Genomic DNA, 24,199 nt, shown 5'->3' with positions numbered 1-24,199 from the left:
CCTGCCCCGCAGCCTTACCTGGCTGGCGCTGATAATACCTCTTTCAGGCACAGTTTGAAAAGCCCAATAGCCTGGCTCATCTGTCGTTCATCGCGTTGAGAATAGCCAAGAATAAAGCCGTTAACCCGATTTCCAGTAAAATAGTGTGACGACAAACAGTTAAGTTTTAATCCCAATTGCTCGGCTCGCTGCGCCACCAACTTATCCCAGGCCAAACCACTTGCATGTTTGCCCTGCCAGGGCTCTCGCAGGTAGGCCACCAAATGCATGCCCCCGGTGTTCTTCTCCCACTGCAACCAGGTCGACAGCCCATCCAGAGCATGTAAAAGATGATCTCTTTGGGCCAGATAAAAACGTCGCATTTTTCGCAAGTGACTGGCAAAACCGCCCGTCTCCATAAACTCCGCCAACGCAGGCTGCATACCCAATGCGGATGATGAGCCCAGAAAATATTGACTATCCATCAGCCGTCGAACCTGTTGCGGCGGCGCAACGATAAAGCCCAAACGCAGACCGCGAAATAACACCTTGGAGAAACTACCGACAAAAAAGGTCCCTTGCTGCCGGTCAAGTTGCATTAAAGGTACATGGGTACGACCCTGGTAAACAAATTCGCTGTCGTAGTCATCCTCAATTAACCATAATCGCTTACCTTGCTCACGCATGGCCTGTTGTTGATCAAGCCAGGCCTGACGACGCTGTGGACTCATCACTATGCCCAAAGGGTATTGCCGATTGGGGGTGATCACCGCCATCCCATGACAGGTATCAGGCACTGTCGCCCCTTCTTCATCCAGTGGTAATGCATGCAAGGGCTTCCCCAACAAAGTAAACAGAGAAGCCATTTGTGCATAACAGGGGTTTTCCAGCCAGATAGCGTTGTTCGGCACCATCAAGGCCTGCACCAGAATGGTCAGGGCATCTCTGTTGCCAGCAGTAATCAGCACCTGCTCGGCCTGACAGTCCAGCCCTCGCAAGTCTCTTAAGTAGTCTGCCACCCGCTGTTTAAGCAAAGGCCAGCCACTGGGATACTCTCCCATCATCAAGCCGGCATCCGGCTTAAGCCAACTGCGGCGCAAGCACGAAGCCCACTGCCTGGCCGGAAACGTTTCCACGTTGGCCACCGAGTCAAAACCCAGCATTGGCTTTTCTGGCTTTGGAAAAACCGACACTGGCAAAGATTGCAGCTCGATCACCGGCAGGTTCTGTGCCACAAACACCCCCCGTTTGGCGGCACTGAGCAGAAAACCTTCAGCAATCAGATTATCGTAAGCCTTTAAGCTACTGGTGCGGGATATTCCCAACGCCTGCGCCAACTCCCGGGATGACGGCAAACGCTCACCTTTCTGCAAGCGCCCTTGTTGAATCAAGCTGCGCAGCACATCTTGCAGTTGCAAATAAATGGGCTGCCGGGCTTGGTGATCCAGGCTAATAGATAAAGTAGCGGCTGACATCTGGTATCTAAAAATTTTATCAATCTGGATATTTTTAACACATCCAGAAAAGATAACCTAGCATCTAACGAAATCAGCAGGACGCCTAGATGCAAGCTCCCAGTCAAAGAACCCAGGTAAAACGTGGCCGTAAACGGGCCGACTATGATCCACTGTTGGTTAAACAGATAATTGACCAGTCTTTGCTCTGCCACGTGGCACAGATCCACGAAGGCTACCCTGTGGTCACTCCAACTTGTCACTGGCGCGATGGTGATATGCTGTATTGGCACGGCCATGCCAGAGCCAGAAATGTGTACGCCAGTCAGGGCCAAAGTGTGTGCGTTAACATCAGCCAGTTGGATGGCCTGGTTTTGGCCAGGAGCGCTTTCCATCATTCGGTTAACTATCGCTCAGTTACCCTTTTCGGTGTTCCACAACTTATTGAAGACGAAGTAGAAAAGCGTCGGCAATTGGAATTGTTTGTCGAACGTTTATCCCCAGGTCGCTGGCAACAGCTCAGGCCCATAAACGAACAGGAAATGATGCTCACCGCCGTGGTCGCCATACCGATTAATGAAGCCTCGGTTAAGGTGCGTAGTGCCCCTCCCTCAGACGATGATGAAGATTACGGTTGGCCGGTATGGGCAGGGGTTATGCCTATCCAACGTCAGTGGGGCGTTTTGCAGCAAGACCCACTGCAAACAGAAAATATGGCCTACCCTTTACCCCTTAGTCCGGCCAATGGAGCCATTTAATGCAAGCCAAGCAAAGCATGACGTTGGCCCAGGCTCGAGACTTGATGGAGCACTATCCCTTTGCCAGTATGATCAGCGAAAGTTGGCAGGTCAGCCAGCTTCCCTTTCTGCTGGACGAACAGGAGATGGTGCTTTACGGACATCTGGCGGGCAATAACCCGCATTGCGAGACGTTAGACGGCGGCCGCCAATTGGTGTTGTTTCGCGGTCCACATGCCTATATATCGCCGACCTGGTATCACCGCAAGCCCGCGGTGCCTACCTGGAACTATGTGAGTTTGCAGGTATCCGGTAAGACAACCTTACTTAGTGAACCAGAAGCAGATGCCTGTATGAACAGACTGCTGGATAAGTTTGAGCCTGGCCTTTTGCAGGATCCTGCGCAATTACCCGCCGATTACCGGCACAAGCTCAATCAAGCCATAGTGCACTTTCGCCTTGATATAGCGAGTTTTCATGGCCAGATAAAGCTTGGCCTGCATCGCCATGAGCTGGATCAGCAAGGTGTTGAGCAAGGATTGGCAGCATCTACTCAGGCTCAGGCCGGTGAACTGCGTGCTTATATGCAAAGGTTAGCAACTTTCGAATACTGATATTTGTCCTCACTAAGGAGATTTTATGTTTGCGGTTATTTTTCGTGCAGAGATCGGCGAGCTGGATCAAGAATACTCTGAATTAGCTGGCAAGTTACGGCAATTGGCTATGGATAAATATGGCTGCGTGGAGTTTTTTGCCTTATGCGAAGGCAATCAGGAAGTGGCCATCTCCTATTGGCCGGATATGACGTCCATTCAGGCATGGAAGGCGGATCCTCTGCATGCCCAGGCGCAGAAAAAAGGCCGGGCGGGATGGTACAACCGGTACCTGGTGCAGGTTGCCGAGATTCATCGTCAGTACCAGGTACCGGCTGAATAACAGAACTTCCCGTTGCCCGAGCAGTAAATGCCGGGCATTTTTTGTTGCCGCTATTGACCATTTAATTCCCGCCTCATAATATCCCTAAAAAGAAACATTATCTCATATATGAAATGAACACCGAGAAACGTCTAGCCGCGCATTTACTTAAACTGCGTCAACAGCACAAGATGTCACTGGACACACTGGCAACAAGCAGTGGGATCAGCAAAGCCACCCTGTCACGCATGGAAAATGCCAGCACCAGCCCAACCGCTAGCCAGTTAAACAGCCTGTGCAATATCTATGGCATCACCTTGTCACAATTGATGTATGACGCTGAGTCCGGCGGTATTAGCTTGTTTCGGGCCGCGCAGATGCCGGAGTGGACCGACCCACAAAGCGGCTATCAGCGCCGTTTGCTGTCTCCGCCGGCCAGCGGCTTCAATATTGAACTGCTGGAGATCAAATTACCGGCTGGGGCCCTTGTGCAATTTGCTAAACCGCCGCTTCCAGGGCTGGAACAGCATCTGGTGATGCAGCAAGGTTGCCTGCAGCTGACACTAGATACGCAACATTTTGAATTGCACAGTGGCGATGCCATACGTTTTAAATTGTTCGGCACCAGTCAGTTCCATAATCCGGGTAAGCACACCGCCCAGTATTTGTTAGCCGTAGGAAATCCCTGATGAAAATAACTAACGCCGACCTTAGCCATCCCCAGGTTATCGGGCTGTTGCAAATACACCTGGCTGGCATGTATGAAAACTCACCGCCCGAACAGGTATTCGCCCTGGATTTATCCGCGTTTAAGCAGCCCGGGATCCAACTTTATTGCGCCTGGTTTGAGGATACCGCTTGCGGCATCGGTGCACTGAAAACCCTGAATACTGACGAAGGTGAAATTAAATCCATGCGTACCCACCCCGATTGCCTTAAACAAGGGGTAGCAAGCAGGTTGCTGGAACATATCATCCAGCAGGCCAAAATAAGAGGTATAGGTCGACTGATGCTGGAAACCGGTTCAGGCGAGGCATTTGTCCCCGCCATTCGCCTCTACCAACGCTACGGCTTTATAAGTGGCCCAGCCTTTGGTGATTACGAAAAAAGTCCGTTTAATCAGTTTTTCCATCTGAAACTGCAGTAACCAACCGCACATTATGAAAAACAGGCGGAACCTTTAGCCCTTCAGTATCTTCGGCAATTCATTGCCCGTTACTGTAGTCAAAGACTTATCAAAGACCGTATTGACTTGTTAGGTATTCGGCCTTCACTTGATGGCAACTGTATAAACTTTTGGCCCGGGAGCGCACGCTTGATGGATTAGTCGAAAGCTGAATCAAGCGCTGACGATGTTCCGTAGATGATGTGTATTTCATCACATCATCATATCCAATATCGAAGATCACATATGAGCTGTCCGGTTCAAGATAGCTGGCAAGATGGCGTTCATCTGCCTCACCGATAAGAATCAGGCGGTCATATTTTTTCTGGCCACCGGAGCCAAATATGTTTTTCCATGACCAACGTTTTGTGGTGCTGGTTTGCTTCCTATTGGCAAAATTAAGTTTTGAAATCTTTACTTCAATCAGTAAGCCGGATTTAGTTTCAATGTCGTGTGGCGCATTGAATTCCGTCACCGTGCCCGATATCAAACCCGACACCAGCGACTCCCCGCGAATACCGGAGGCGATATTGGGATGGCTTTCAAAAAATGCCAGTTTCTTTCTTAGCAGTGAATTCTCAGCTTCTAATCGATGAATTGTCTCTGTTAATTCTATGATTTGATTGTCCATCACTATAACCACCTAAGGCTGAAACCAGTCATCTAATGCTTCTACATGCTTCCTTGGGGAATAACTCGCACGCGGTTACAACTATGGCAACAGGTTTCTACCTTTGTAGCCATAAGGAGCAGTCCATAAAAGCTCATGCGCGAGAGTGCAAGGGTAGAACGCGCAGCGCTACGAAGGCGAACTAAGCTAAACCTTCTACACAGGAAAACCCGGCAACTTGCCCGCTTCAATGCCAGCCTTATGCCACTGGGTTTGTTCCGCACAGAAAATCTGCGCATCCACCACTTTAGATGGCTCTGCGTTTAAGCTGCCGGCAGGTACGATCAGGAACTTGCCACTTTTAGAAACGAAAGGCAAAGGCGACCCACAGTCAGTACAGAATACCTTCGCGAATGAGCGACTGGGGTGTTCATAACGTTTGGTTTTCTCTGCCCCTTTTAGCCACTGGATATTATTCGGCGCTGTAAACAGGTTTGATGCATGCGCTGAACCTGTCAACTTTCTGCACTGTTCACAATGACAAAAGAAAAACTTCTTAAAATTATCTTCCAGCTTGAAAGCAACACTGCCGCAGCAGCAACCGCCTGTGATTTCTCTAACCATTATCCACTTAGCTCCTTTGTCTGGCGCATCAAACTAATACCGCCTACCTCTGTACTAAAACCAAACTTTTCATAATAGCTTGCCATTTCTGGCAAACAGTAAAGCTCGAAATGCCTTACCTGTTTGAGGTCTTCGTGGGCCTGGATCGCCTGCATTAGTTTTGCACCTAATCCGCCAGCTCTTTTCGACGCACAAACAATGACATCGAAAATAATGGCTTTAAACACATAGTCACTTAGAACCCGGGCAAAGCCGACCAGATTATTGTCATGGTCAACTAAGCCTACGCACAATTGTGAGCCAACCACGCATTGGGTGGTTTGCTCTATAGTTCGTTCCTTTGCCCACCAGGCTTGCATGTACAAGCTATGCACCTGAGCGATTTGCTCCTGCGAGAACGCATAAATTAGTCTCATATCACTCCTGTCCTTGCTGCTCAATATGCCTGCGCAACGCAGGGAAAAACAGCCTAAAACACTCATCAAACTCCAAGTAATGGCGCTCAATATCTTCCAGGCTGCCAGCAAATTCATGACTAAAACGAATGCGCCCGGCAATACGATCCAGAGCGAAGCCTACCCCATCAAGCTGCGCATAGCTGGCAAACCAGTGCTGATTGATCATACTGCCCACCACCTTTTGCATCCGTTCTGGCATAAGGGGCATGCGCTTATCCAGGCGCTGATAGGCCAGTTCACAAAAGTGCGCAAAATCCAGTTCACTGTAATGGTGCCAGTGGCGAATCAGAAAGTGGTCAAACAATACGTCCAGGGCAATACCGGCAAAACGGCGGCGTTTGCTACTAAATAGGGCTTTGGCAGCACGAACTTGGGGATGGCTGTCGGTAAATCGGTCCACCCTTCGGTGGTTATCCAGCCCGGCCAATATGGGCGCTGAGAACTGGCGGATATCTACCCCTCGGCAAAAGTCCCCAAGCAGATTGCCCATATGCGAGTCGGCAGTTGGCTTGGCCAAAAATAAGTGTGCAAGATAGTTCATAGCCTTCAGTGTAAAGAGCAACCCACTTAGCGTCTAATACCAAGCAAAGGTGTTTTTTGCACAATCCAATCTAAGACACCGGCAATTCCCTGTCTGTCACCTTGACTTTCCACCTGTTGGCGTATTCCTGCCACACTTCCCCGCCGCCAGTATTGACAAGGGGCCCGGTGGCAAACACCATTGCCGCTCTTCGTCTTTTGATAACAACGAGAAAATAACCTCATGAGAATGTCCTTACTTGCTCTGGCTCTCGCCAGCAGCACCGTATTTGCCAATGAAGGCATGTGGATGCCTAAGCAGTTGCCAGAAATCGCCCCGCAATTAAAAGCCGCCGGCCTGGCCCTTGACCCAGCGACCCTGACCAAACTGACCGAGTTCCCTATGGCGGCAGTTGTCAGTCTGGGGGGGTGTTCTGCCTCTTTCGTCTCGCCCCAGGGATTGGTGGCCACTAATCACCATTGTGCTTATGGCAGCATTGCTCACAACGCCACACCTGAGAATGACATTCTGACTAACGGCTTTTTAGCCGACACCCTGGACGCTGAATTACCAGCGCGTCCAGGTAGCCGCATTTTTGTTACCAAAGCGGTAGAAGAAGTAACGGATAAAGTTATTGATGCCAAAACCGCCAAACTGAGCGGTAAAAAGCGTGTCGATGCCATCGAAGCTAACCAGAAAGCCTTAGTTGCCGAATGCGAGAAAGACGAGGGTCACCGTTGTACCGTGGCTGCTTTCTACGGCAGTCTTGAGTACTACATGATTAAGCAACTTGAGATCAAAGACGTACGCCTGGTACATGCGCCGCCGTCTGGCGTAGGTAAGTTTGGCGGTGACACTGACAACTGGATGTGGCCCCGTCATACCGGTGATTATAGCTTCTACCGTGCTTATGTAAGCCCGCAAGGTAAGTCTGCCGATTTTAGTAAAGACAACGTACCTTATACACCAGACTTCCACCTGACTATTGCCAAAGAAGGCGTGAAAGAAGGTGACTTCGTCATGGCCCTGGGTTACCCCGGCCGTACCAACCGCCACCGTTTGCCCAGTGAAGTGGCTGAAACTTTCGAGTGGAGCTACCCCACTGTTGTGCAAGACTACCGCGATGCGTTGGATATTATTGCCCGTGAAACCGCCGACAACAAAGATGCTGAGCTGAAATATGCCAGTCGCGTTGCTGGCTTGAACAACTATATGAAAAACCGCCAGGGCATGCTGGACAGCTTCGCCGACAGCGATTTTCTGGCACGCAAAAAAGCCGAACATGCTGAGCTGACCGCTTGGGTGAACAGCAGCCGTGACAATAAGAAAGCCTATGCAAAAGATTTAGCCGCCATCGAAAAGCTGCTGGGTCAACGTCAGGCTCAGGATCGCAAAGACCACCTGCTGGACGCTGCTGCACCTCGCCTGCTGGGCACGGCTCGCGCCTTGTACCGCTTAGCCGAGGAAAGCACTAAGCCTAATACCGAGCGTAAAGCCGGCTTCCAGGAACGCGACCTGCCGAAGTTCAAGTCTTTCGTATCCGCCATGGAGCGTAGCTTTGATGTAGGTGTAGAAAAGGCGCTGGATCTGCACGATCTGAAAAAATACGCCGCTCAGCCTAAAAAGCAGCGTAATGCGGCTTTTGATAAAGCCATGGGTATCAAAGACAAAATGAGCGATGCGGAGCTTGTCGCACTGATTGACAGTTGGTACAGCAACACCCAACTGACCTCACTGGAAACCCGTCAGGCGCTGCTAGAAAGCACCCCAGAGCAATTTGCCAAGTCAGACGACTTCTTTGTTAAAGCGGCGGTAGCACTATACAAAGGTGACCTGAAACGCGAAGCCGATGAAGAAGAACTGGGCGGCAAGATTCAGCAAGCTTATGCCAGCTACATGCGCGCCAAAATTGCCTTTATGCACGACCAGGGCAAGGCCGTGTACCCAGATGCCAACAGCACCCTGCGCGTGACATTTGGTAACGTAAAAGGCCGCGCTCACGGCACCGAAGACGGCAATGCCTGGGCACCCTTCACTACCTTACGTGGCATTACTCAAAAAGCCACCGGCGAAGGTGAGTTCAATGCCCCTCAGAAGCAGTTGGATGCCATCAAGGCCAAGCAGTACAGTGATTACAAAGTTGATAGTCTAAACTCTGTACCTGTGAACTTCCTGGCTACCCTGGATATTACCGGCGGTAACTCAGGCTCAGCGGTATTAAACAGTAAGGCCGAACTGGTTGGTCTGGCCTTTGACGGCACGCTGGACTCTATTATTTCTGACTGGGATTTCAACCCGGCCAATACCCGCTCAATCCAGGTAGACCACCGCTTTATGCTGTGGCAGATGGAACTGGACGGCGCCGATAACCTGTTAAAGGAAGTGGGCGTTAAATAACCTAAAAGGGGAGCATCGGCTCCCCTTTTTCATGCTTGTTACTGTCCGCTCAGGCGTTTACCGAAAGAGATTGCATAAGCGGGTGAGCGCATTTTCAGTACTGGGTCGTCACTTGGCGTAAAACCACGAGATAGCTGATTGGGATCAAAATTGATTGCCGTACAGCTATCGCCCCCGGCACTGTTTAAACGAACCTTGCCAAGCAACACCTGCGGCCTGTCAGTCGGCCAGGGGCTTGACGGGTCAATATCACTGTCTGTTGGCTCGCCGAGGCTTGCCACCAAAGAATAGCTCACCTCACCTGTGGCAATTTGCTCAGCCAGCTTGGCGGCCAGAAAATCCGCAGGCTTCGCCTTGGCCTCTTCAGCTTCCAGAGTTTTAACACCCGCCTCGGGTATTAACTGCCAGCGAAACTTGATCTGAGACTCGTCCTTAGGCTGAAAAAAGAAGGTGTGCAGTCCAAAAAATTCGGTATTGGCGTAAGAGGCCGGTGTTTTGGCACTCTTCAACCAGGCGTAGTGGCCCTGAACACTGGGATGCATGGCCACATAGTCCGCCATGCGCTTAGGATAGCGCTGGCCTTGTTCATCGGGTAGCAAGGTGGAGAGAAAGCCAAAGAAAGTCTGCGGATCTTTACCCGCGAATACCGGGAAGTTATTGCCAGTAAAGGTGTGTTTACTGCCATCCGCTAAGCTTATCTGCATGCCCATGCCGCGGGTTCCGGGCGCACGCTCATCGGCAGCCGGATTTCCGCCACCAACAGAAAACCGCAAGCTAACAGGTAAGCTGCCCTGACTTAGTAAAGGCGCCGATACAAAGAGGCCACTGTCTGCTGGCTCAAACACCCCTGCGGCACATACACCGCGGGCGTGCGCTTTGCGTAAACCGGGTTGTTTGCCGCTCATCTTTTCAAACAATTGAATAAAATCAATTGCTTGCACTTGCGCACCCGCCAGGCCTGAAAAGCTCAGCAGTATTAAGGAACCGGGTAATAAAAAATGCTTGGTCAATGTCATTGCTGCTTCCAGTATCATTCTGTCAGCTTGCATAGACCGTGCATGGGGGCAGGAACTTTCCGTACTTCAGTAAAATATAGGCAGTTGCCGGCGAATAATAGCTCCGGCAACATCTCTCACCAGAGAAATCAGGCGTTTTGCATCAGCCAAGCGTAAGCCGTGGTAAAGGCACTTTCCTGGAATTGCTTCAGGCCGGTTTCGGCAAAGTCCACCGATACCGGATTATGTTTGAGTGACTCTTTCATCTCGGTACTGCCGTACACAATAGTCTCTACACCTTCAATCAGCTCAATGGCCGCTTCCAGCTTAAAACCAATGGCGCCACCGGCAAACTTACCTTTCATGGGGCGCTGGCGAATAATCACCTTGTCCACCTTGTAGTCCTGCAACAGCTTGGCCAGGGTGCTCTGGAACTGGCGCAGGCCCTCGGCAGTGTTGTCACTTAAGGTCAAACGGCGGGCCCGGCAATCGGGAATATGGAACAGCCCGTTGGTTAATGACAACAGACATAAATTCGCCTCGTTGCTCTTTAATTCAATACCACAGACTTTCATTATCTATCCCCGTCAATTACAAAAGCGCAATTATAACGTTAAAAGCCTGCCTGCCGGGAATCGCTTTTCAAGTTTTATTGTCGGCGTACCATAGTGAGAAAATTTGTATCGCGAATTTTGGCGGTTTAACCGCGCCAGGCGCCAATTCGCACTCACCTGTGCTCGCACCAACCTTCGTAATTTGCCATAGTAGCCACACTCCTTTGCCACAAGTAAGCACAATGAAGTCATATTCCCTTATCGCCCTGACCCTCAGCGCACTGCTAAGCCAAGCCGCACAGGCAGATTTAACCACCAGCGAAAGCAAACTCGTCAGTCACATTGACCAAAGTAACCCGCAGGCACTGGCCTTGCTTGAGCAGGTGGTGAATATCAATAGCGGCACCATGAACTTTGCCGGGGTTAAGCAGGTGGCCGAGGTGCTGATCCCGGAATTTGAGAAGCTGGGCTTGCAGGCTCGCTTTGACAGTGGTGAAGCATTTAACCGTGCCGGGCATCTGATAGCAGAAATTCATGGTGGCAAAGGGCCTAAGCTTTTGTTGATTGGCCATCTGGATACGGTATTTGAACCGGACAGCCCATTTCAGCGCTTTGAGCGTATCGACGAGCAGACCGCCAAGGGCCCCGGCATTGCCGATATGAAAGGCGGCAATATCATTATTCTGCAAGCCCTTAAGGCATTGCACGAAGCCGGTGAACTGGCTGATATGAATGTGATGGTGATCATGACCGGCGATGAAGAGTTAAGCGGCAAGCCGCTGTCTTTATCCAAAAAAGCCTTGGTTGACGCCGCTGAATGGGCGGATATTTCCCTGGGGTTTGAAAACGGCGACGGTAACCCGAAAACTGCCAATGTTTCCAGACGCGGCTCGGTAGACTGGAGCCTTGAAGTCAAAGGTGTGCCGTCCCATTCCTCACAGATCTTTCAGGACAGAGTGGGCGCCGGTGCCATTTATGAGGCAGCCCGTATTCTGAACAGCTTTTATGAAGAGTTGCGTAGTGAAGACCTGCTAACCTTTAACCCCGGCCGCATTATGGGCGGCACCACAGTTAAACATGATCCCATCAGCAACAGCGGCAGCACCTTTGGTAAAAACAATGTGGTGGCAGAAAGCGCCATTGTTACCGGTGATATTCGAGCAGTGTCTTTGGAGCAGCTACAACGGGTACAGGAAAAAATGCGTGCCATCGTAGCCAGAAGCCTGCCGCAAACCAGCGGGAATATTGAGTTTGGCGACGGCTACCCACCAATGGGCCCCAGTGACGGCAACCGCAAATTACTCAGCCTGTACAGCCAGGCCAGTGAAGACCTCGGCCAGGGTAAGGTTGAGGCGGTTAACCCACTAAACGCCGGGGCAGCAGATGTATCCTTTACCGCGGCCTTTGTGGATATGGCCATTGACGGCCTGGGAATGAGCGGTACCGCCGGCCATACCGTCGAGGAGACCGGCCGACTAGACTCGTTGCCCAAGCAGGCAAAACGCGCCGCCCTGCTAATGTACCGGCTGAAACATCAAAACTAAGCTGATACCGAGTATTTACACAAACAGGTTCCTGCACTCACTCAGTCCCCCAAAAAGAACGGCTCTGTGTGCAACCTGTTTGTGTCCTACCCTAACCTTTGGGGCTTATGGTCCTCAGGCTCATAAAAAAATAAAACATGCCGCTAGCGGGGCTACCCGCTAAATTATTAACGGCTCAGTTCCACAATGTCCTGTTGCATATCAGTGATCTCTGCCACCAGCACGGACCGACCGTCATAGTCGTCGATATACAAGCTTGGAGTAGCCAGACTTTGCTGGCTCAACAGTTGTAGCTGTGCGGTGTCATAGTGAATAAGTCGATTCTGATTATCCACGGCCAGCAACTGACCACGGCGCCAGGCAAAACGCTTTTTAATATCGCTAAGCAGCAATATTGGCGACTCTTCATTCTGATGCAGCCAAAGTTTGCCGCCGTTATCCAGGCTTAACAACTGCCCCTGGCTATCCAGCGCAGCCCAGGAACTGGGTGCAACTTGCCATTGGCGCCACTGATTGTCTTCGGGGTGCCAGGCAATCATCTGTTGTTGCCACTCACGTTGGCTGGAAAACAGGATCTCGCCCTGCTCGGTCCACTGAAACAACTGGATAGCAGCGAAAGGCGCAATCAGTTCTTGCTGTTGCCCGTGCATATCTAGCAACAGCAAACGGTCAATATGATTCACCAGCAGTTGCTGACCAGATGGTGACCAGCTAAGTCCGGCTATTGGGCCATGGGTGAACTGGCTCAATTGCCAGGTACGCTGTCCATCCATCAACCAGACCTGTTCCTGACCTGAGCGATTGGATACATAGGCGATCAATTCTCCCTGGGGCTGAAAACGGGCTTCCTTATCGGCAAAGGTAGACTCCCATTTTTCCGGCAAAGAGCGTGGTGTTTGACCGTCGCTGTCGAAACTATGCAGATAAAAATGCCAGTCCTGCATACCATAAGCTGCCAACAGCTTGTCCTGATGTGGTGCGTATACCAGAGAATAGATTGCTTTGGCGGTCGCCAGGCTAATTGGGGTCACCCGGCCGCTGAAGTCCACTTCAAACTGATGGTGGGTGTTATATACCAGTAATTTGGGCTGGCTGGGGTGAAAGCTCAGCTCCAGCAAATCGAATTGAGAGAGTGCCATCGGCCATTGCAGCTCCGCGCTGGAGGTTACCTCGCCGTCACTACTTAACAAGGTAAGTTGGTCTTTACCATCTTGGGTTTTACCCAGCAGTGCCAGTTTATCCAGCCCTGCAGAGTATGCCAGGTTGTAAAGTCGCTGCCCGTCGGGAGCAAACAAAAGTTGCTCAAGGTTGTCTCGTACATGGTAGCTGATAAGCTGCCATTGCCCCTGATGCGGCTTCTTAAGCAGGGCGATATTGCCGTTATTCATCCATTGTGGCCCATATAATCTGCCGTCATCGCAGCTCATACGGGTTTGCGCGTCCTGGGCAGTCGTTAGGGCTGCTGCCACGTCCAAGATTTTCAGTTCCCAGCATTCCGGTACATCAGCTTTGCCACACAAGCTTTTGCCGACAAATGTCAGCCGATCGCCCCCTGGCGCAAAGCTATGCTGCTGAAAATAGCCCGCCTCTTTGGTCAAACGGGTTTCCTGCTGGCTGTGCAAGTCCTTACTCCAAAGATGGTTTTCGCACTGCCCTTCAAAACGATGAAACACCACAAAACGGCCATCCGGCGAATAGCTGGCAAAACTCTCCTTGCCTGTTGTCGTGGTCAGATAATGCATGTGGCCATAGCTATGCTGCCCCTCGGGCTTCAGATAAAACCCGGCCACCATCAAAGTAAGTAGCACCAACCCGGCAACCACCAGGTAAGGGATAGATAATCCACCGCGTTTAACTGCAAGGCTTGCGGGTGGCATGGGCGCAGCAAACTCCGCCGCCATTTCCAGGCTATAGCCCTGCTTGGCGTGGGTTCTAATGATATTTTGCTCGCGGCTGTCATCGCCGAGGGCCTTACGAAGCTGGGCAATACAGCGCTGCAAGGTATTGGGAGTAACAATAGTATCTGGCCACACCCCTTGCAGGAGCTCATCCATAGACACCACTCGCCCCTGCGCCCTAACCAATTCGGCCAATACCGCCATCGCTTTGGGCTGCATGGTTTGCACTACCCCGGCCAGGATAATCTGATTGCGGGTCAGATCAATTTGCGCCTGCCCCAGGCGGAATTGTTTACTCATATAGGGTTATTGTTGTTGTCCGGCACGCAAGAATAGTAACACAGACAGACCTTATCAGTGCCGCAGATTAATATCCGGAAACACAAATCGTGACAAACCTAACCTATTGAATAATAAGACCATCAGCGAAAAATCAGGGATAAATCAAGGCATGCACATGCCAGCTGTTCGGTCTTGTTTTAGCTTGGACAGGGTCAATTACCCCGATTAAGGATCACGAAAAATGTGTAAGTTCCCGCCTTTGTTCGCCCTGTTATGGGCGGCATTTTTTTCTTGTTGGAGCCACGCCGACGTCACACCTCAAGACGAAATCAGTCTGACTATCGAGTCCAGTCATCTGAAGCGCACGATGCGCGCCGATATTTACTTGCCCAAAGACTATCATCTGGATGCGGATTTTATCCGCTATCCGGTTATTTATACCCTGGACACCTGGACCCTGGCAGACATGGTCGTAGGTGTCACCCGCCATCTTGGCACCACCGCTTCCATGCCCAAATCCATTGTGGTCGCCGTGCATACTGATGACGGCGTAGCAATCTCGCCGCAGTTGTACAAAAGTCAAAGCGGCCTGCCTGGCGCGCCCGAGGACAAAACATTTTGGGGAGAGGATGCCGAGCAGTTCCACGGCTATCTGGAACAAGAGTTGCTGCCACAGGTAGACAAGAAGGTACGCAGCAATGATTTCCGTCTGCTGATTGGTATGTCACCCACGGCTGCCTTTGCTGCGGATAGCTTAGTCAAGAATCTGGATTTATTTGACGGCCACTTTCTGTTTGCTGCGGCCAGTGTAATTGGCATGGGCTATGACCCCAAAAGCAGTCTGATAGACAGCCTGATTGAGCAACTGGCCAAACGGCCGGAGCATAAAGGTTATTTGTATGTCGCTTCTGCCACCACAGACGCATCAGAAGCGCCAACCCAACCCGACACCTTAAAAACACTTACTGCCAGGCTAGCGCAATTTCCCCATTACCAGGTACGCGCCGAACAAATTGATAATTTCGGCCACTACCCTATGGCTTCACAAGCGTTGCTGTCTGCATTGGATCTGGTTTTTCCCCGCCAGGATTTTGATATCGGTCTTAACTTTAATGCGATGCGCGCTAATACCGAAGCAGGCCCCATGCTCGAGCAAATAGACAGTTATTACGCGTATTTGAGCAAACAGCTAGGTTTTAAAATATGGCCCAATGCCGATATTCCACGTAACAGCGATAGTCTGCGTGCCGCTGCCATGATGCTGCGCCAGGCTGAGCGATACGAAGAAGCCCTGGCACTGGGTCAGCGCTGGGTGCAATTGCAGCCTAAATCAGCCAAAGCACTGGCAGCATTGGCGACCACTTACCAGGCCGCCGGACAACTGGACCAGGCTAAGCGTCTGCTGACTAAAGCCATTCCCCTGGCGAAGGGCAACAACGATCCCTTACTAGCTCATTATCAGCAAATGGCCCAGCAACTGGGTATGGCCAGTGACGCGCCATAGTGGCGGTTAGTGCGCCCTGAACAACAAACGGAGAGCAGAATATGCAGAAATGCTTTAGCTGGATGTTACTGATTTTGACCTGCTGTGCTGTTAGCGCACAAGCAACACCAACCACAGAGCAAGTTCAGGCCTTGATATCAGCCTCAGAGAAGGCCAGGCAACGGCATGCCACACAGGAGGATATCGAGCATTTTTTAGGCTTTTTCGCCGAGGATCTTATAGATACTCATGTTTCTTTCAATCGGTCCTTTACCGGAAAGGTCCATTTAAGAAAGGGTATTCCCGAAAAAGCCAAAGCTATGGTGTCGCTCAGCGAAGAGCTGGAAAGTGCAGTGCTTGGCACCCATACCGCAGTAGCCGTCGTCAGGGAAGCGTCCAAATACTATAAGCATGAGCAGCTTAAACACTTTAAAGGCCGCACCATCTTAGTGCTGGAATTCAATAAGGACGGCTTGATCCAGCATATGCGTCGCTACCTGGACTAGAAACAGACGGCCCAAAACACTACAGCCCCATTGATAATAAAGGACAACCTATGCGTTATTTTCTGTTACTACTGACACTATGCTTAGGCCAAACGGCCCAAGCCGAACCGGCCAACCAGTCGGCCTTAAGCCTGGAACAGCAGCAGGTGCTCGACCTGACCCACAAGGTGCTAAATGCGCAGCGTATTGCCTACAGCAACTTGTCCTCCCTGGCAGCCATTGATGCCCTGTTTGCCTTATACACGGATGACTATGTATACCAGCACGAAGGCTATGGGGGGCGGTATTCCAGAGAACTCCTTTACAACAATTCGGTCAGCTTCTTTAAGCAAGGGCGCTATCAGGATGACGATCCGGACAGCTATCAATTGGTCAGTCTGCTACCGGGCAAGCAAGCCGCTGCCGTGCAGCGCTTGTACCAGGGCAAAAACGGCCAGGAATTGCGTCTTACACTGTTTGAATTTAAGGGAGATAAGGTAAGTCGCATAGTGGAGTACTGGTAAGGGGTATCTGCGTTAACACTAGCCTTAAACCTCAGTAAAAAGCCCCCATGCAGGGGGCTTTTCAGTGGCTAATCAGTTAAAAGTGAATCACCGAGCGAATGCTTTTGCCTTCGTGCATCAAATCGAATGCCTGATTAATGTCATCCAACCCCATGGTATGGGTGATAAAGTCATTTAATTTAAATTCCCCAGCCAGATAGCGTTCCACGTAGTCAGGCAGTTCGCTGCGTCCTTTTACCCCACCAAAGGCGGTGCCGCGCCAAACCCGGCCGGTTACCAGTTGGAAAGGTCGGGTGGAGATTTCCTGTCCGGCACCGGCTACGCCAATAATCACTGACTCACCCCAGCCCTTGTGACAACATTCCAAGGCTGACCGCATCACGTTCACATTGCCGATGCATTCAAAGGAATAATCCACACCGCCGTCTGTCAGCTCAACAATCACATCCTGAATCGGCTTGTCATAGTCCTTGGGGTTAATGCAGTCGGTGGCGCCAAGCTGTTTCGCCAGGGCAAACTTACTCTCATTAATATCTATGGCCAGAATACGACCGGCCTTGGCCATACTGGCGCCAATCACAGCGCTAAGTCCAATGCCACCTAAACCAAAAATTGCTACGGTGTCACCGGGCTGCACTTTGGCCGTGTTCATCACCGCGCCCATGCCGGTGGTGACACCACAACCCAGCAGACACACTTCTTCTAAAGGGGCTTTGGGGTTGATTTTGGCCAGGGCAATTTCAGGTAACACGGTATATTCAGAGAAAGTAGAACAGCCCATGTAGTGGAAAATCGGCTGGCCATTGATGGAAAAACGTGAGGTGCCATCCGGCATCAGCCCCTTACCCTGGGTGGCGCGGATTTTCTGGCACAAATTGGTTTTACCCGACAAACAGAATTTACATTCACCACACTCGGGCGTGTACAGCGGGATAACATGGTCGCCGACACTCAGGCCAGTTACTCCCTCTCCCACAGACTCAACAATGCCGCCGCCTTCATGACCTAAAATAGCCGGAAAAATCCCCTCGGGATCCTCACCCGACAGGGTAAAAGCATCGGTATGGCAGACGCCAGAGGCAATCACTTTAATCCGCACTTCACCGGCTTTAGGCGGAGCAACGTCCACTTGTTCAATTTTCAGGGGCTCACCCGAGGCCCAGGCAACCGCAGCGCGGCAACGTATGCTTTGTGCACTCATCGCTTATTCCTCATAACATGATATGAAGGCGATCCTACATTACCTACCATACAGTGATAATATCCACTCAATAAAATCACTATTACACACACGTAACAATGAGCTATATCCCTGCTTGGAATGGCATCGCCGAGTTTGTCTGCATAGTGGAAACCGGCAGCTTTACCGCTGCCGCCCAACGTTTGCAGGTGTCTACCGCCCAAATCAGCCGTCAGGTTAATCAGTTGGAACAGCGTCTGGGCGTACAATTGCTGCACCGCACAACGCGTAAGGTGCGGGTGTCTGAAACCGGCCAGCGCTACTATCAGCAGTGCCGTCAACTGATGGACGGTTTAGAGGACGCCGAGCAAACACTGCAAGAGTTGCAGACCACACCTAAAGGCAAGATCCGTCTCACCGCACCCATTACATACGGCGAACGGATTCTGATGCCACTGCTGATTGATTTTCAGGAGAGTTACCCGCAGCTCAGTCTGGAAGTGGAACTGACCAATGCCCGTTTGGATATTGTCGATAGCGGCCTGGATCTGGCTATCCGCCTGGGCCGGTTGGAAGACAGCCGCTTGCGTTTTCGTAAACTGGCCAGCCGCAACGTGTACACCTGTGCTTCACCCGCTTATATCCAGACTTATGGCCAGCCCAGCACATTAAACCAACTAAAACGCCATAATTGTTTGCTCGGCTCACTGGGCTACTGGCGTTTTAAGGACAACGGCCAGGAACGCAACATCACAGTGAATGGCAGCTTGCGCTGTAATAGCGGCGTTTCCCTGTTATATGCCGCCGAAAAGGCCCTCGGCATTGTTCAATTACCCGAAGAATATGTGCTGGCGAAGATTCAACAAGGGCAACTGGTGGAAGTGTTGGCACCATACAGGCCCGATAGTGAAGGCATATGGGGGCTTTATCCGGCGAGTCGCTGGACCGCCCCCGGCGTTAGTCTGCTGCTGGATTATTTGCAATTACACCTGCCGCAAAGCCTTGAACAGAATCAGAGTCAAGGCGATAGCTGATTAAGCACCGCCAATCAACACACTAAAGATGTAAATGCAGCCAGGCTCCTTCGGTTTCGCCGTGGTTGGTCTGGTTATCATAGTGTTTGTTGGCTTTCTTCAGCTCGGCCATCAGGGCATTTGCCTGCTTGTTGACGTCTTTTTCCAATGCCCGGCAGTTGTCCCGTGGGCCTATGGCATTGAGTTTTTGATCCATCAACGCAGCGGTATCTTTGGCCAGTTTGCCATGCCGTTCTTCATGCAGAGCAAGATTAGGATACCAGGCATCCCAGACTTGTTTTACCTCATCACTGGCGGACGCCAGCTTGGGCATGGTGTACGTCAGAGTTAAGGTAATCTCGACCTTGGTCAAAGCACAGTGCTTTTCGCGCTTATCCCACCAATACTGCCAACCGATATGGTATTTGGTATGGCCGTGGAATGTCTCGCCATCTTCTCGAATGGGCGATGCCTTGTTAAGCGCATCTAACAGGCGGCCCTTCTCCGTTGCCGACACATTATAGTAACGGTAATTCTCAATCACTTTGGCGTCGGCAGCGCAGAATAAAGGTAAAAACAGCAGGGCTGAACAGCACTTTTTCATAGTATCGTCCTTGTAACAGCGCAGACTACAGGCTCTGTGGAGGGTATTCCCTACATCCGTTATCTGCATCAAGGGGCACAAGCATAGTACTTAAGCCCTGCTTAAAGCAACTGCTCACACAGAGCTGGCACTTAACGGGTGGCACAGTGTCAGGGCTTGATCTGCATAGGCTCAAGTCCAACCAACTGCCCTTTGGCAAAGTCTTTGATAAACAGCTCCCAAATACCGTTGTTATCGGTATCCAGGGTGACAAACCAGTTAGGTTGGCCGTGTCCGGCTTTGGCCAGGGTTTTGCCCTTACCGGCCAGCCCTGTGCGCGAGTGACCGGCGCTGAATTTAAGCGTCTGGCTGTCGGCTAAGTAAAGCAGATCCTGCCGACTGGCTTGGATAAAAGAAGCGGCCATAAACCAGGTACCAAACTGCATGCCCTGCATATTCAACGCAAATTCCGTGGCCTGGGTGGCTTGGCTGGCATGCCGGAACTGCCCTTCCTCGTTTTGTATATAGATATGGATTTGCATGGTCAGCCCCGCCCCTGTCATCACAGATAAAAGGCTGCCCATTCCAAGCTCTGTACCCAAGGTGTAAACATCCGCTTTACCATCGCCGCTAAAATCGGTAAAGCCGATATCCAGCAGCTCACCTTTTATCTCAATAGTGCCAGAAGCCTGGCGCGAAAAGGCAAGTTGCCCTTCAGCTTGTTGCCGCCCCGGGTACACCCGCAAACGCTGCCCCTTATCCTTGCCAGCTTTACTTTGGAAAAGCACCAGATCAGGGATGCCATCACCACTAACATCCATAAGATCAACAAGCCGGGTTTGATTTTCGGGCCCCGACACATAATCAGACAGCTCTGCCAACAGGCTAAGGACAAAGCCTGCCTGGTTGTTTGCGCCCGTCACCGTTGCCGACAGGGCCCAGACTTTGTCGGCGTAAGCAAACAGCAGCTCAGCCAAGCCGTCGCCATTGATATCGATTTGCCTGAACAGATGAGGCAGCGACAATGTCACTGTTGGGCTTTCAAAACTCACTGCAGTAAAACCGCGATGCCGGGGTAATGCCAGACTTTGCAGAGTAAAACTACCGTCCGGCTGCTGAATAGCCAGCTTGATCCCTGCCGCGTCCGGCAGCAAAAGATCACTTAAACCGTCATGGTTCAGGTCAAACACAAAGTCGATATGCTGCATGGCCGCAAAGCCTGCTGGCCTTTGCAGCCCCTGATACAAATGCGCAATATTAACCAGCGGCTCTGGCTGTAAAGAGCCCGCTGCTTGCAGCCAATCCACACCCCGCTCGGAAACAAAAACCGGTACCAAACGCCCACCTATGTTTGCCATAGCCATGGCATGCAGCCCTTGTGCGTCCAGACTATTGCTAACAACATAGTCCTCAGCAGAAGGCGCCATCAGTACCAGCTTGTCCTGCTGCGGCAATAACAACAGCGAGCCGCCTTGCGGCTGCGGCCATAACTGCGGTTTAGCCTCACTCAGCAGATTCGCCTGGGCAACTGCCGTCAGCCACACACCACTTATGAAGATAATTCGAAGCAGCTTCATACTTTTCTCCTAAGGCTGTGTGAGTAATTGACGCACAGATTGCTGAAACTGACGCCTGGCCACAAGAATCCCCCCGGCGGCAATACCCAGCGCAATAGACAAAGCTTCAAGGGCCAACAGCCAAACATTGGCCCTATAAGGCAAGCCAAGCTCATGGGTATAAAAAGCCTGCATGCACAAATACACCGTTGCCATAGCCGCGCAGGCTGGCAGCAAGGTAATCACCGACCACTCATAGATCATCAGAACATTCTGCTCACGCTTACCCAAGCCAAAACTCAGTAGCAGGGCATTACGTACCTTATCCTGGCCAAGATGAACCTGAATGGCGGCAGCCATCAACAGGTTACTCAGCAGGGCAATAAACAGGCTGATGGTCAGCACCAGGCCCAGCAGAACATTCAGATAAAGACGGGTTTGGGCTAGCAGGGATTCAACAGGGATTAGGCGCATGCCAGGATGGCGTTGCCAAAGCTCGCCAAGCTTTGCCAGCCCCTGAGCATCCAGATCGACATCCCCCATATACCAGACCTGGCTGTCAGCAATTGGCGTTTGTGCATAACGCACAAACCAGAATGTCACCGGGCTGCTGCCACGCACAAAGCTATGGGTCGCCACCACCTGTAACTGCGCCTGCTGGTTACCCAGTTGCATACTCAGCGTATCGCCAAGACGCAGTTGCAGATCCTCAAAGACCTCGGCTTCCACTGAGACCGGCCAAGCCTCGCCCTGTGTTGATAACGCCGAGGGCCAAGCTCCTTGTTCAATTCGGTTATTAGCCGCCAACTCGGTGCGCCAATGCAGGCGAATAGGTCTGGCCATACTGCTCAGCGATTCGCTGGGTTGTAGCCCGGTATCGGCAAGTGTCAGGCCGTTAATTTCGGTAAGCTGGGCATACTGAAAGGCATAAAAGGGGTTGGAACTGCCGCCCTGCTCCTCAACAAAGGTTTGCAGCGCCTGCTTTTGCTGCTCATCCACCTGACTGACAACCAAGTTTCCCTGGTCGCGGTACGTGAGCTGTTCCAGTACCGCGGTCACATCCTGGCTGATACGCACGCACATCAGCAGTAGGGTTAAACTCAGGCCCAGAGCAACAATCTGCGCACCTTTGACCAAAATGCGCTTTTGCATCAGGTATAAGGCAAAGCCAAATAGCTGCGCACGACTATGCAGGCCCCATTTACCCAGACTCAGCACCAGCCAGGTCAATAGGATAAGTAAGCCCAGACAAAGGGCCAGGGTGCCCAGCAGTAACATCGTTAGCCGCCAGTTATCTGAATACCACCATATCAATCCTGCCACCGCGCATAAAGGCAGCCCCCAGCTTAGTGCGTTTAGGCGGTTAGGCCGTTGCTCTTGTCGTAGCAAGGTACTGATCGGGGTATGAACAACCTTAAACCAGGCCCCCAGACTCAGACAAACAAAGATCCCCGTCCCCAACAACGTCGCGTTTAGCAGCCCACTCACCTGCCAATCAAGACGAATGGCAATATCAAACTGCTGCAGCACAAGTTCTATCAGCTCAGCGCACAGCATGGCTGCAAGTAACGCCGGCAATAGGCTTAGGCATAGCATATACAGCCCGCCGCCGAGCGCCACCAGCCAGGTATGGCGCCGAGGCATACCGTTGGCCGCACACAAGGTGGTGAAATAGGTGATGGGCAACAAGGTGCTTTGATGACTAAGCGCCAGGGTAATAGCGGCAATCACCACCAGCAGTACGGTAACCAGCCCCATAAACTTCTCCACCCGTTGCCAGGCAGCGGCGAGCGGATGATTGCCTAAGGCTTTGCTGACGAGTGTGAGATCGCGGTGTGGACTGACAAGCTGTGAAATGGCAGCCAATTGCGTGGCATCGTGTGCCAGCAGATAGCGGTGATGTTTAACCTTAAGCGACTGCGCCTTAACCAGCTCAGTCAGGCTTTGCTCATGCAGCATAGCCCGCATATCGGTGGAGTGGCCTTCCATCAGTCGATCCGGCTCGCCTAAAAGTAGCGCCGAAAATTGCAGTCTTAAGCTGCCCAGTGCCAGATGATCGCCCAGACGAATAGACAAGGTTGCGGCCAAACGCGGCTCCAGCCAGATCTCACCCGGTTTTGGCCCATGTTGTACCGCTGTGGCGACTAACGAGGTGCTTTCACTTACCTTAATTTGTCCCTGCAATGGATACTGACTGTCTACGGCTTTAAGCTGCACAAACTGGCTGGCAACTGCAGATGCTTCGTTTGGCTGATGAGTCAGGGTTAGCTGATAAGTGCGGGTTTCGCTGAGTGCCGACACCTGGTTTTTCAACGCTTTTAAACTATCGTCCGGCAATGGTCGGTGGCCCTGCAGCACCGAATCGGCCCCTAACAACTGTTGCAGGTTACTGTGTAAAAACTGCTGAACCCCACTGCCAAGCAACGTGATAAAGCTTAAATAGAAAAACAGCAGGCCTAAAGTCAGCAGCTGAATCAGATTAGTTCGCTGCCTGGTTTGCAGCCACAGATAGCTGAATGTCAGCGCCAATACCGCGCGCTTCTCAGCCAATAGAGAAGACGTTACTGACATAAGCTCAACCTGCCCTGCTGAAGGTGATACACCACATCTAACTGCTGTGCCAGGGCCTTATTGTGGGTAATTAGCACTAAGCTGGCCCTGGACTCACGGCAACATGTCAGCATCAGGCGGCTTATTTCATCTGCGGTGTGCTCATCCAGATTGCCGGTCGGCTCGTCGGCAAAGACTATACCTGGCTGGCATACCATGGCCCGCGCAATCGCCACCCGCTGCTGCTCGCCGCCGCTGAGTTTATTTACGGCCAGATTGTAACGCTCATGTAGCCCCACCTTATCCAGCCAGTCAGCGGCTTTAGCTAACGCCTGGCGATCGCCGCGCAACTTAAGTGGCAACGCCACATTGTTGATGGCATCCAGCTCAGGCAATAAATGAAACTGCTGGAACACAAAGCCACTGTAACGCGGCAGTGCCTCTACAGGCAGGTGCTGATTATGCAAGTGAAGCGCTAGCTGCCCTTGCTGAATTGGCTCAAGCCCCGCCAGCACACTAAGCAAGGTAGTTTTACCACTGCCGGAAGCACCGACTATGGCCACCTGCTGACCGCCTTGCACCTGCAAGTCCAGTTTGTCCAATAACCGCACCTTGCGATCCTTGGCCACCGGAATCTGATGAGTTAAATCACGTAGCGATATTCCGACCGTCATATGGCATTCCATCTGTAAA

At 51.6% G+C, this 24,199-nt stretch carries 24 protein-coding genes; 11 read left to right on the top strand and 13 right to left on the bottom strand.

What is annotated here, in order from left to right; translation table 11 throughout:
* Positions 1 to 14 precede the first annotated feature (14 nt).
* Positions 15 to 1,454, bottom strand: a complete 1,440-nt coding sequence (gene pdxR, locus KJY73_RS02170) for a MocR-like pyridoxine biosynthesis transcription factor PdxR (RefSeq protein ID WP_214339879.1) — start codon at positions 1,452 to 1,454, stop codon at positions 15 to 17.
* A gap of 89 nt (positions 1,455 to 1,543) precedes the next feature.
* Here pdxR and KJY73_RS02165 point away from each other — a divergent pair, with 89 nt between their 5' ends.
* From KJY73_RS02165 to KJY73_RS02145, 5 genes are all read left to right on the top strand, one after another.
* Positions 1,544 to 2,191, top strand: a complete 648-nt coding sequence (locus KJY73_RS02165) for a pyridoxamine 5'-phosphate oxidase family protein (protein ID WP_214339875.1) — start codon at positions 1,544 to 1,546, stop codon at positions 2,189 to 2,191.
* Positions 2,191 to 2,784: an FMN-binding negative transcriptional regulator gene (locus KJY73_RS02160; protein WP_214339874.1), complete on the top strand. Its 594-nt coding sequence runs from the start codon at positions 2,191 to 2,193 to the stop codon at positions 2,782 to 2,784. Before KJY73_RS02165 ends, KJY73_RS02160 begins: the two co-directional genes overlap by 1 nt.
* Before the next feature lie 25 nt (positions 2,785 to 2,809).
* The gene (locus KJY73_RS02155; protein ID WP_206593273.1) at positions 2,810 to 3,106 is read left to right on the top strand and encodes an antibiotic biosynthesis monooxygenase family protein; all 297 of its coding nucleotides are present in this window, start codon (positions 2,810 to 2,812) and stop codon (positions 3,104 to 3,106) included.
* 113 nt (positions 3,107 to 3,219) lie between these two features.
* Positions 3,220 to 3,774 (top strand): helix-turn-helix domain-containing protein, encoded by a 555-nt coding sequence (locus KJY73_RS02150; protein WP_214339873.1) that lies wholly within the window; start codon positions 3,220 to 3,222, stop codon positions 3,772 to 3,774.
* Complete coding sequence (locus KJY73_RS02145; protein ID WP_214339872.1) at positions 3,774 to 4,232, top strand: GNAT family N-acetyltransferase; 459 nt, start codon at positions 3,774 to 3,776, stop codon at positions 4,230 to 4,232. Before KJY73_RS02150 ends, KJY73_RS02145 begins: the two co-directional genes overlap by 1 nt.
* A gap of 88 nt (positions 4,233 to 4,320) precedes the next feature.
* Here the strand turns inward: KJY73_RS02145 and KJY73_RS02140 are convergent, their stop codons facing one another.
* The 4 genes from KJY73_RS02140 to KJY73_RS02125 all read right to left on the bottom strand — a co-directional run bounded on the left by KJY73_RS02140 (position 4,321) and on the right by KJY73_RS02125 (position 6,483).
* The gene (locus tag KJY73_RS02140) at positions 4,321 to 4,884 is read right to left on the bottom strand and encodes a hypothetical protein (RefSeq protein WP_214339870.1); all 564 of its coding nucleotides are present in this window, start codon (positions 4,882 to 4,884) and stop codon (positions 4,321 to 4,323) included.
* 192 nt (positions 4,885 to 5,076) lie between these two features.
* Positions 5,077 to 5,484, bottom strand: a complete 408-nt coding sequence (locus tag KJY73_RS02135; protein ID WP_214339869.1) for a GFA family protein — start codon at positions 5,482 to 5,484, stop codon at positions 5,077 to 5,079.
* Entirely contained in the window at positions 5,484 to 5,900 is a 417-nt protein-coding gene (locus KJY73_RS02130) for a GNAT family N-acetyltransferase (protein ID WP_214339868.1), read from the bottom strand. Before KJY73_RS02130 ends, KJY73_RS02135 begins: the two co-directional genes overlap by 1 nt.
* A 1-nt stretch (position 5,901) precedes the next feature.
* Complete coding sequence (locus tag KJY73_RS02125; RefSeq protein ID WP_214339866.1) at positions 5,902 to 6,483, bottom strand: acyl carrier protein phosphodiesterase; 582 nt, start codon at positions 6,481 to 6,483, stop codon at positions 5,902 to 5,904.
* 222 nt (positions 6,484 to 6,705) lie between these two features.
* On the opposite strand from KJY73_RS02125, the gene KJY73_RS02120 reads away from it, so the two are divergent.
* Positions 6,706 to 8,859, top strand: a complete 2,154-nt coding sequence (locus KJY73_RS02120; protein WP_214339864.1) for a S46 family peptidase — start codon at positions 6,706 to 6,708, stop codon at positions 8,857 to 8,859.
* A 38-nt stretch (positions 8,860 to 8,897) separates the two neighbouring features.
* Here KJY73_RS02120 and KJY73_RS02115 read toward each other — a convergent pair whose 3' ends face one another.
* Both KJY73_RS02115 and KJY73_RS02110 read right to left on the bottom strand, forming a co-directional pair.
* Positions 8,898 to 9,875 carry a catalase family peroxidase gene (locus KJY73_RS02115; RefSeq protein WP_232848373.1) on the bottom strand — a complete coding sequence of 326 codons (978 nt, stop codon included), beginning with the start codon at positions 9,873 to 9,875 and terminating at the stop codon, positions 8,898 to 8,900.
* A gap of 128 nt (positions 9,876 to 10,003) precedes the next feature.
* Positions 10,004 to 10,429 (bottom strand): DUF3010 family protein, encoded by a 426-nt coding sequence (locus tag KJY73_RS02110; RefSeq protein WP_214339862.1) that lies wholly within the window; start codon positions 10,427 to 10,429, stop codon positions 10,004 to 10,006.
* Between the two features lie 221 nt (positions 10,430 to 10,650).
* On the opposite strand from KJY73_RS02110, the gene KJY73_RS02105 reads away from it, so the two are divergent.
* Positions 10,651 to 11,952 (top strand): M20/M25/M40 family metallo-hydrolase, encoded by a 1,302-nt coding sequence (locus KJY73_RS02105; protein WP_214339860.1) that lies wholly within the window; start codon positions 10,651 to 10,653, stop codon positions 11,950 to 11,952.
* A 167-nt stretch (positions 11,953 to 12,119) separates the two neighbouring features.
* On the opposite strand, the gene KJY73_RS02100 is transcribed toward KJY73_RS02105, so the two are convergent.
* Entirely contained in the window at positions 12,120 to 14,150 is a 2,031-nt protein-coding gene (locus tag KJY73_RS02100; RefSeq protein ID WP_214339858.1) for a winged helix-turn-helix domain-containing protein, read from the bottom strand.
* A gap of 223 nt (positions 14,151 to 14,373) precedes the next feature.
* Here KJY73_RS02100 and KJY73_RS02095 point away from each other — a divergent pair, with 223 nt between their 5' ends.
* The 3 genes from KJY73_RS02095 to KJY73_RS02085 are packed head-to-tail and all read left to right on the top strand — an operon-like array spanning position 14,374 to position 16,624.
* Positions 14,374 to 15,636 (top strand): alpha/beta hydrolase-fold protein, encoded by a 1,263-nt coding sequence (locus KJY73_RS02095; RefSeq protein ID WP_214339855.1) that lies wholly within the window; start codon positions 14,374 to 14,376, stop codon positions 15,634 to 15,636.
* Between the two features lie 41 nt (positions 15,637 to 15,677).
* Complete coding sequence (locus KJY73_RS02090) at positions 15,678 to 16,121, top strand: hypothetical protein (RefSeq protein WP_214339853.1); 444 nt, start codon at positions 15,678 to 15,680, stop codon at positions 16,119 to 16,121.
* A 50-nt stretch (positions 16,122 to 16,171) separates the two neighbouring features.
* A complete protein-coding gene (locus tag KJY73_RS02085) occupies positions 16,172 to 16,624 on the top strand; it encodes a nuclear transport factor 2-like protein (RefSeq protein WP_214339851.1) in 453 nt (150 codons plus the stop codon).
* A gap of 76 nt (positions 16,625 to 16,700) precedes the next feature.
* Here KJY73_RS02085 and KJY73_RS02080 read toward each other — a convergent pair whose 3' ends face one another.
* On the bottom strand, positions 16,701 to 17,825 hold the full coding sequence (locus tag KJY73_RS02080) for an S-(hydroxymethyl)glutathione dehydrogenase/class III alcohol dehydrogenase (RefSeq protein WP_232848372.1): 1,125 nt from the start codon (positions 17,823 to 17,825) through the stop codon (positions 16,701 to 16,703).
* A 98-nt stretch (positions 17,826 to 17,923) separates the two neighbouring features.
* Here KJY73_RS02080 and KJY73_RS02075 point away from each other — a divergent pair, with 98 nt between their 5' ends.
* Entirely contained in the window at positions 17,924 to 18,838 is a 915-nt protein-coding gene (locus KJY73_RS02075; RefSeq protein WP_232848371.1) for a LysR substrate-binding domain-containing protein, read from the top strand.
* Positions 18,839 to 18,860: 22 nt separating this feature from the next.
* On the opposite strand, the gene KJY73_RS02070 is transcribed toward KJY73_RS02075, so the two are convergent.
* From KJY73_RS02070 to KJY73_RS02055, 4 genes are all read right to left on the bottom strand, one after another.
* Positions 18,861 to 19,421, bottom strand: coding sequence for a DUF922 domain-containing Zn-dependent protease (locus KJY73_RS02070; protein WP_214339849.1), 561 nt, complete (start codon positions 19,419 to 19,421; stop codon positions 18,861 to 18,863).
* Between the two features lie 149 nt (positions 19,422 to 19,570).
* Entirely contained in the window at positions 19,571 to 20,977 is a 1,407-nt protein-coding gene (locus KJY73_RS02065) for an FG-GAP repeat domain-containing protein (RefSeq protein ID WP_214339847.1), read from the bottom strand.
* A gap of 9 nt (positions 20,978 to 20,986) precedes the next feature.
* Positions 20,987 to 23,527 (bottom strand): ABC transporter permease, encoded by a 2,541-nt coding sequence (locus KJY73_RS02060; protein WP_214339845.1) that lies wholly within the window; start codon positions 23,525 to 23,527, stop codon positions 20,987 to 20,989.
* Positions 23,518 to 24,180, bottom strand: a complete 663-nt coding sequence (locus tag KJY73_RS02055; RefSeq protein WP_214339843.1) for an ABC transporter ATP-binding protein — start codon at positions 24,178 to 24,180, stop codon at positions 23,518 to 23,520. The genes KJY73_RS02060 and KJY73_RS02055 overlap by 10 nt, the downstream gene beginning before the upstream one ends.
* Between the last annotated feature and the right edge of the window lie 19 nt (positions 24,181 to 24,199).

Origin of the sequence: Bowmanella yangjiangensis (genome assembly GCF_018531185.1) — a bacterium.
GTDB classification, from domain to species: Bacteria; Pseudomonadota; Gammaproteobacteria; order Enterobacterales; family Alteromonadaceae; genus Bowmanella; species Bowmanella yangjiangensis.
The sequence above is the reverse complement of the archived record's forward strand: the minus strand, read 5'-3'. Positions and strand labels throughout refer to the sequence as shown.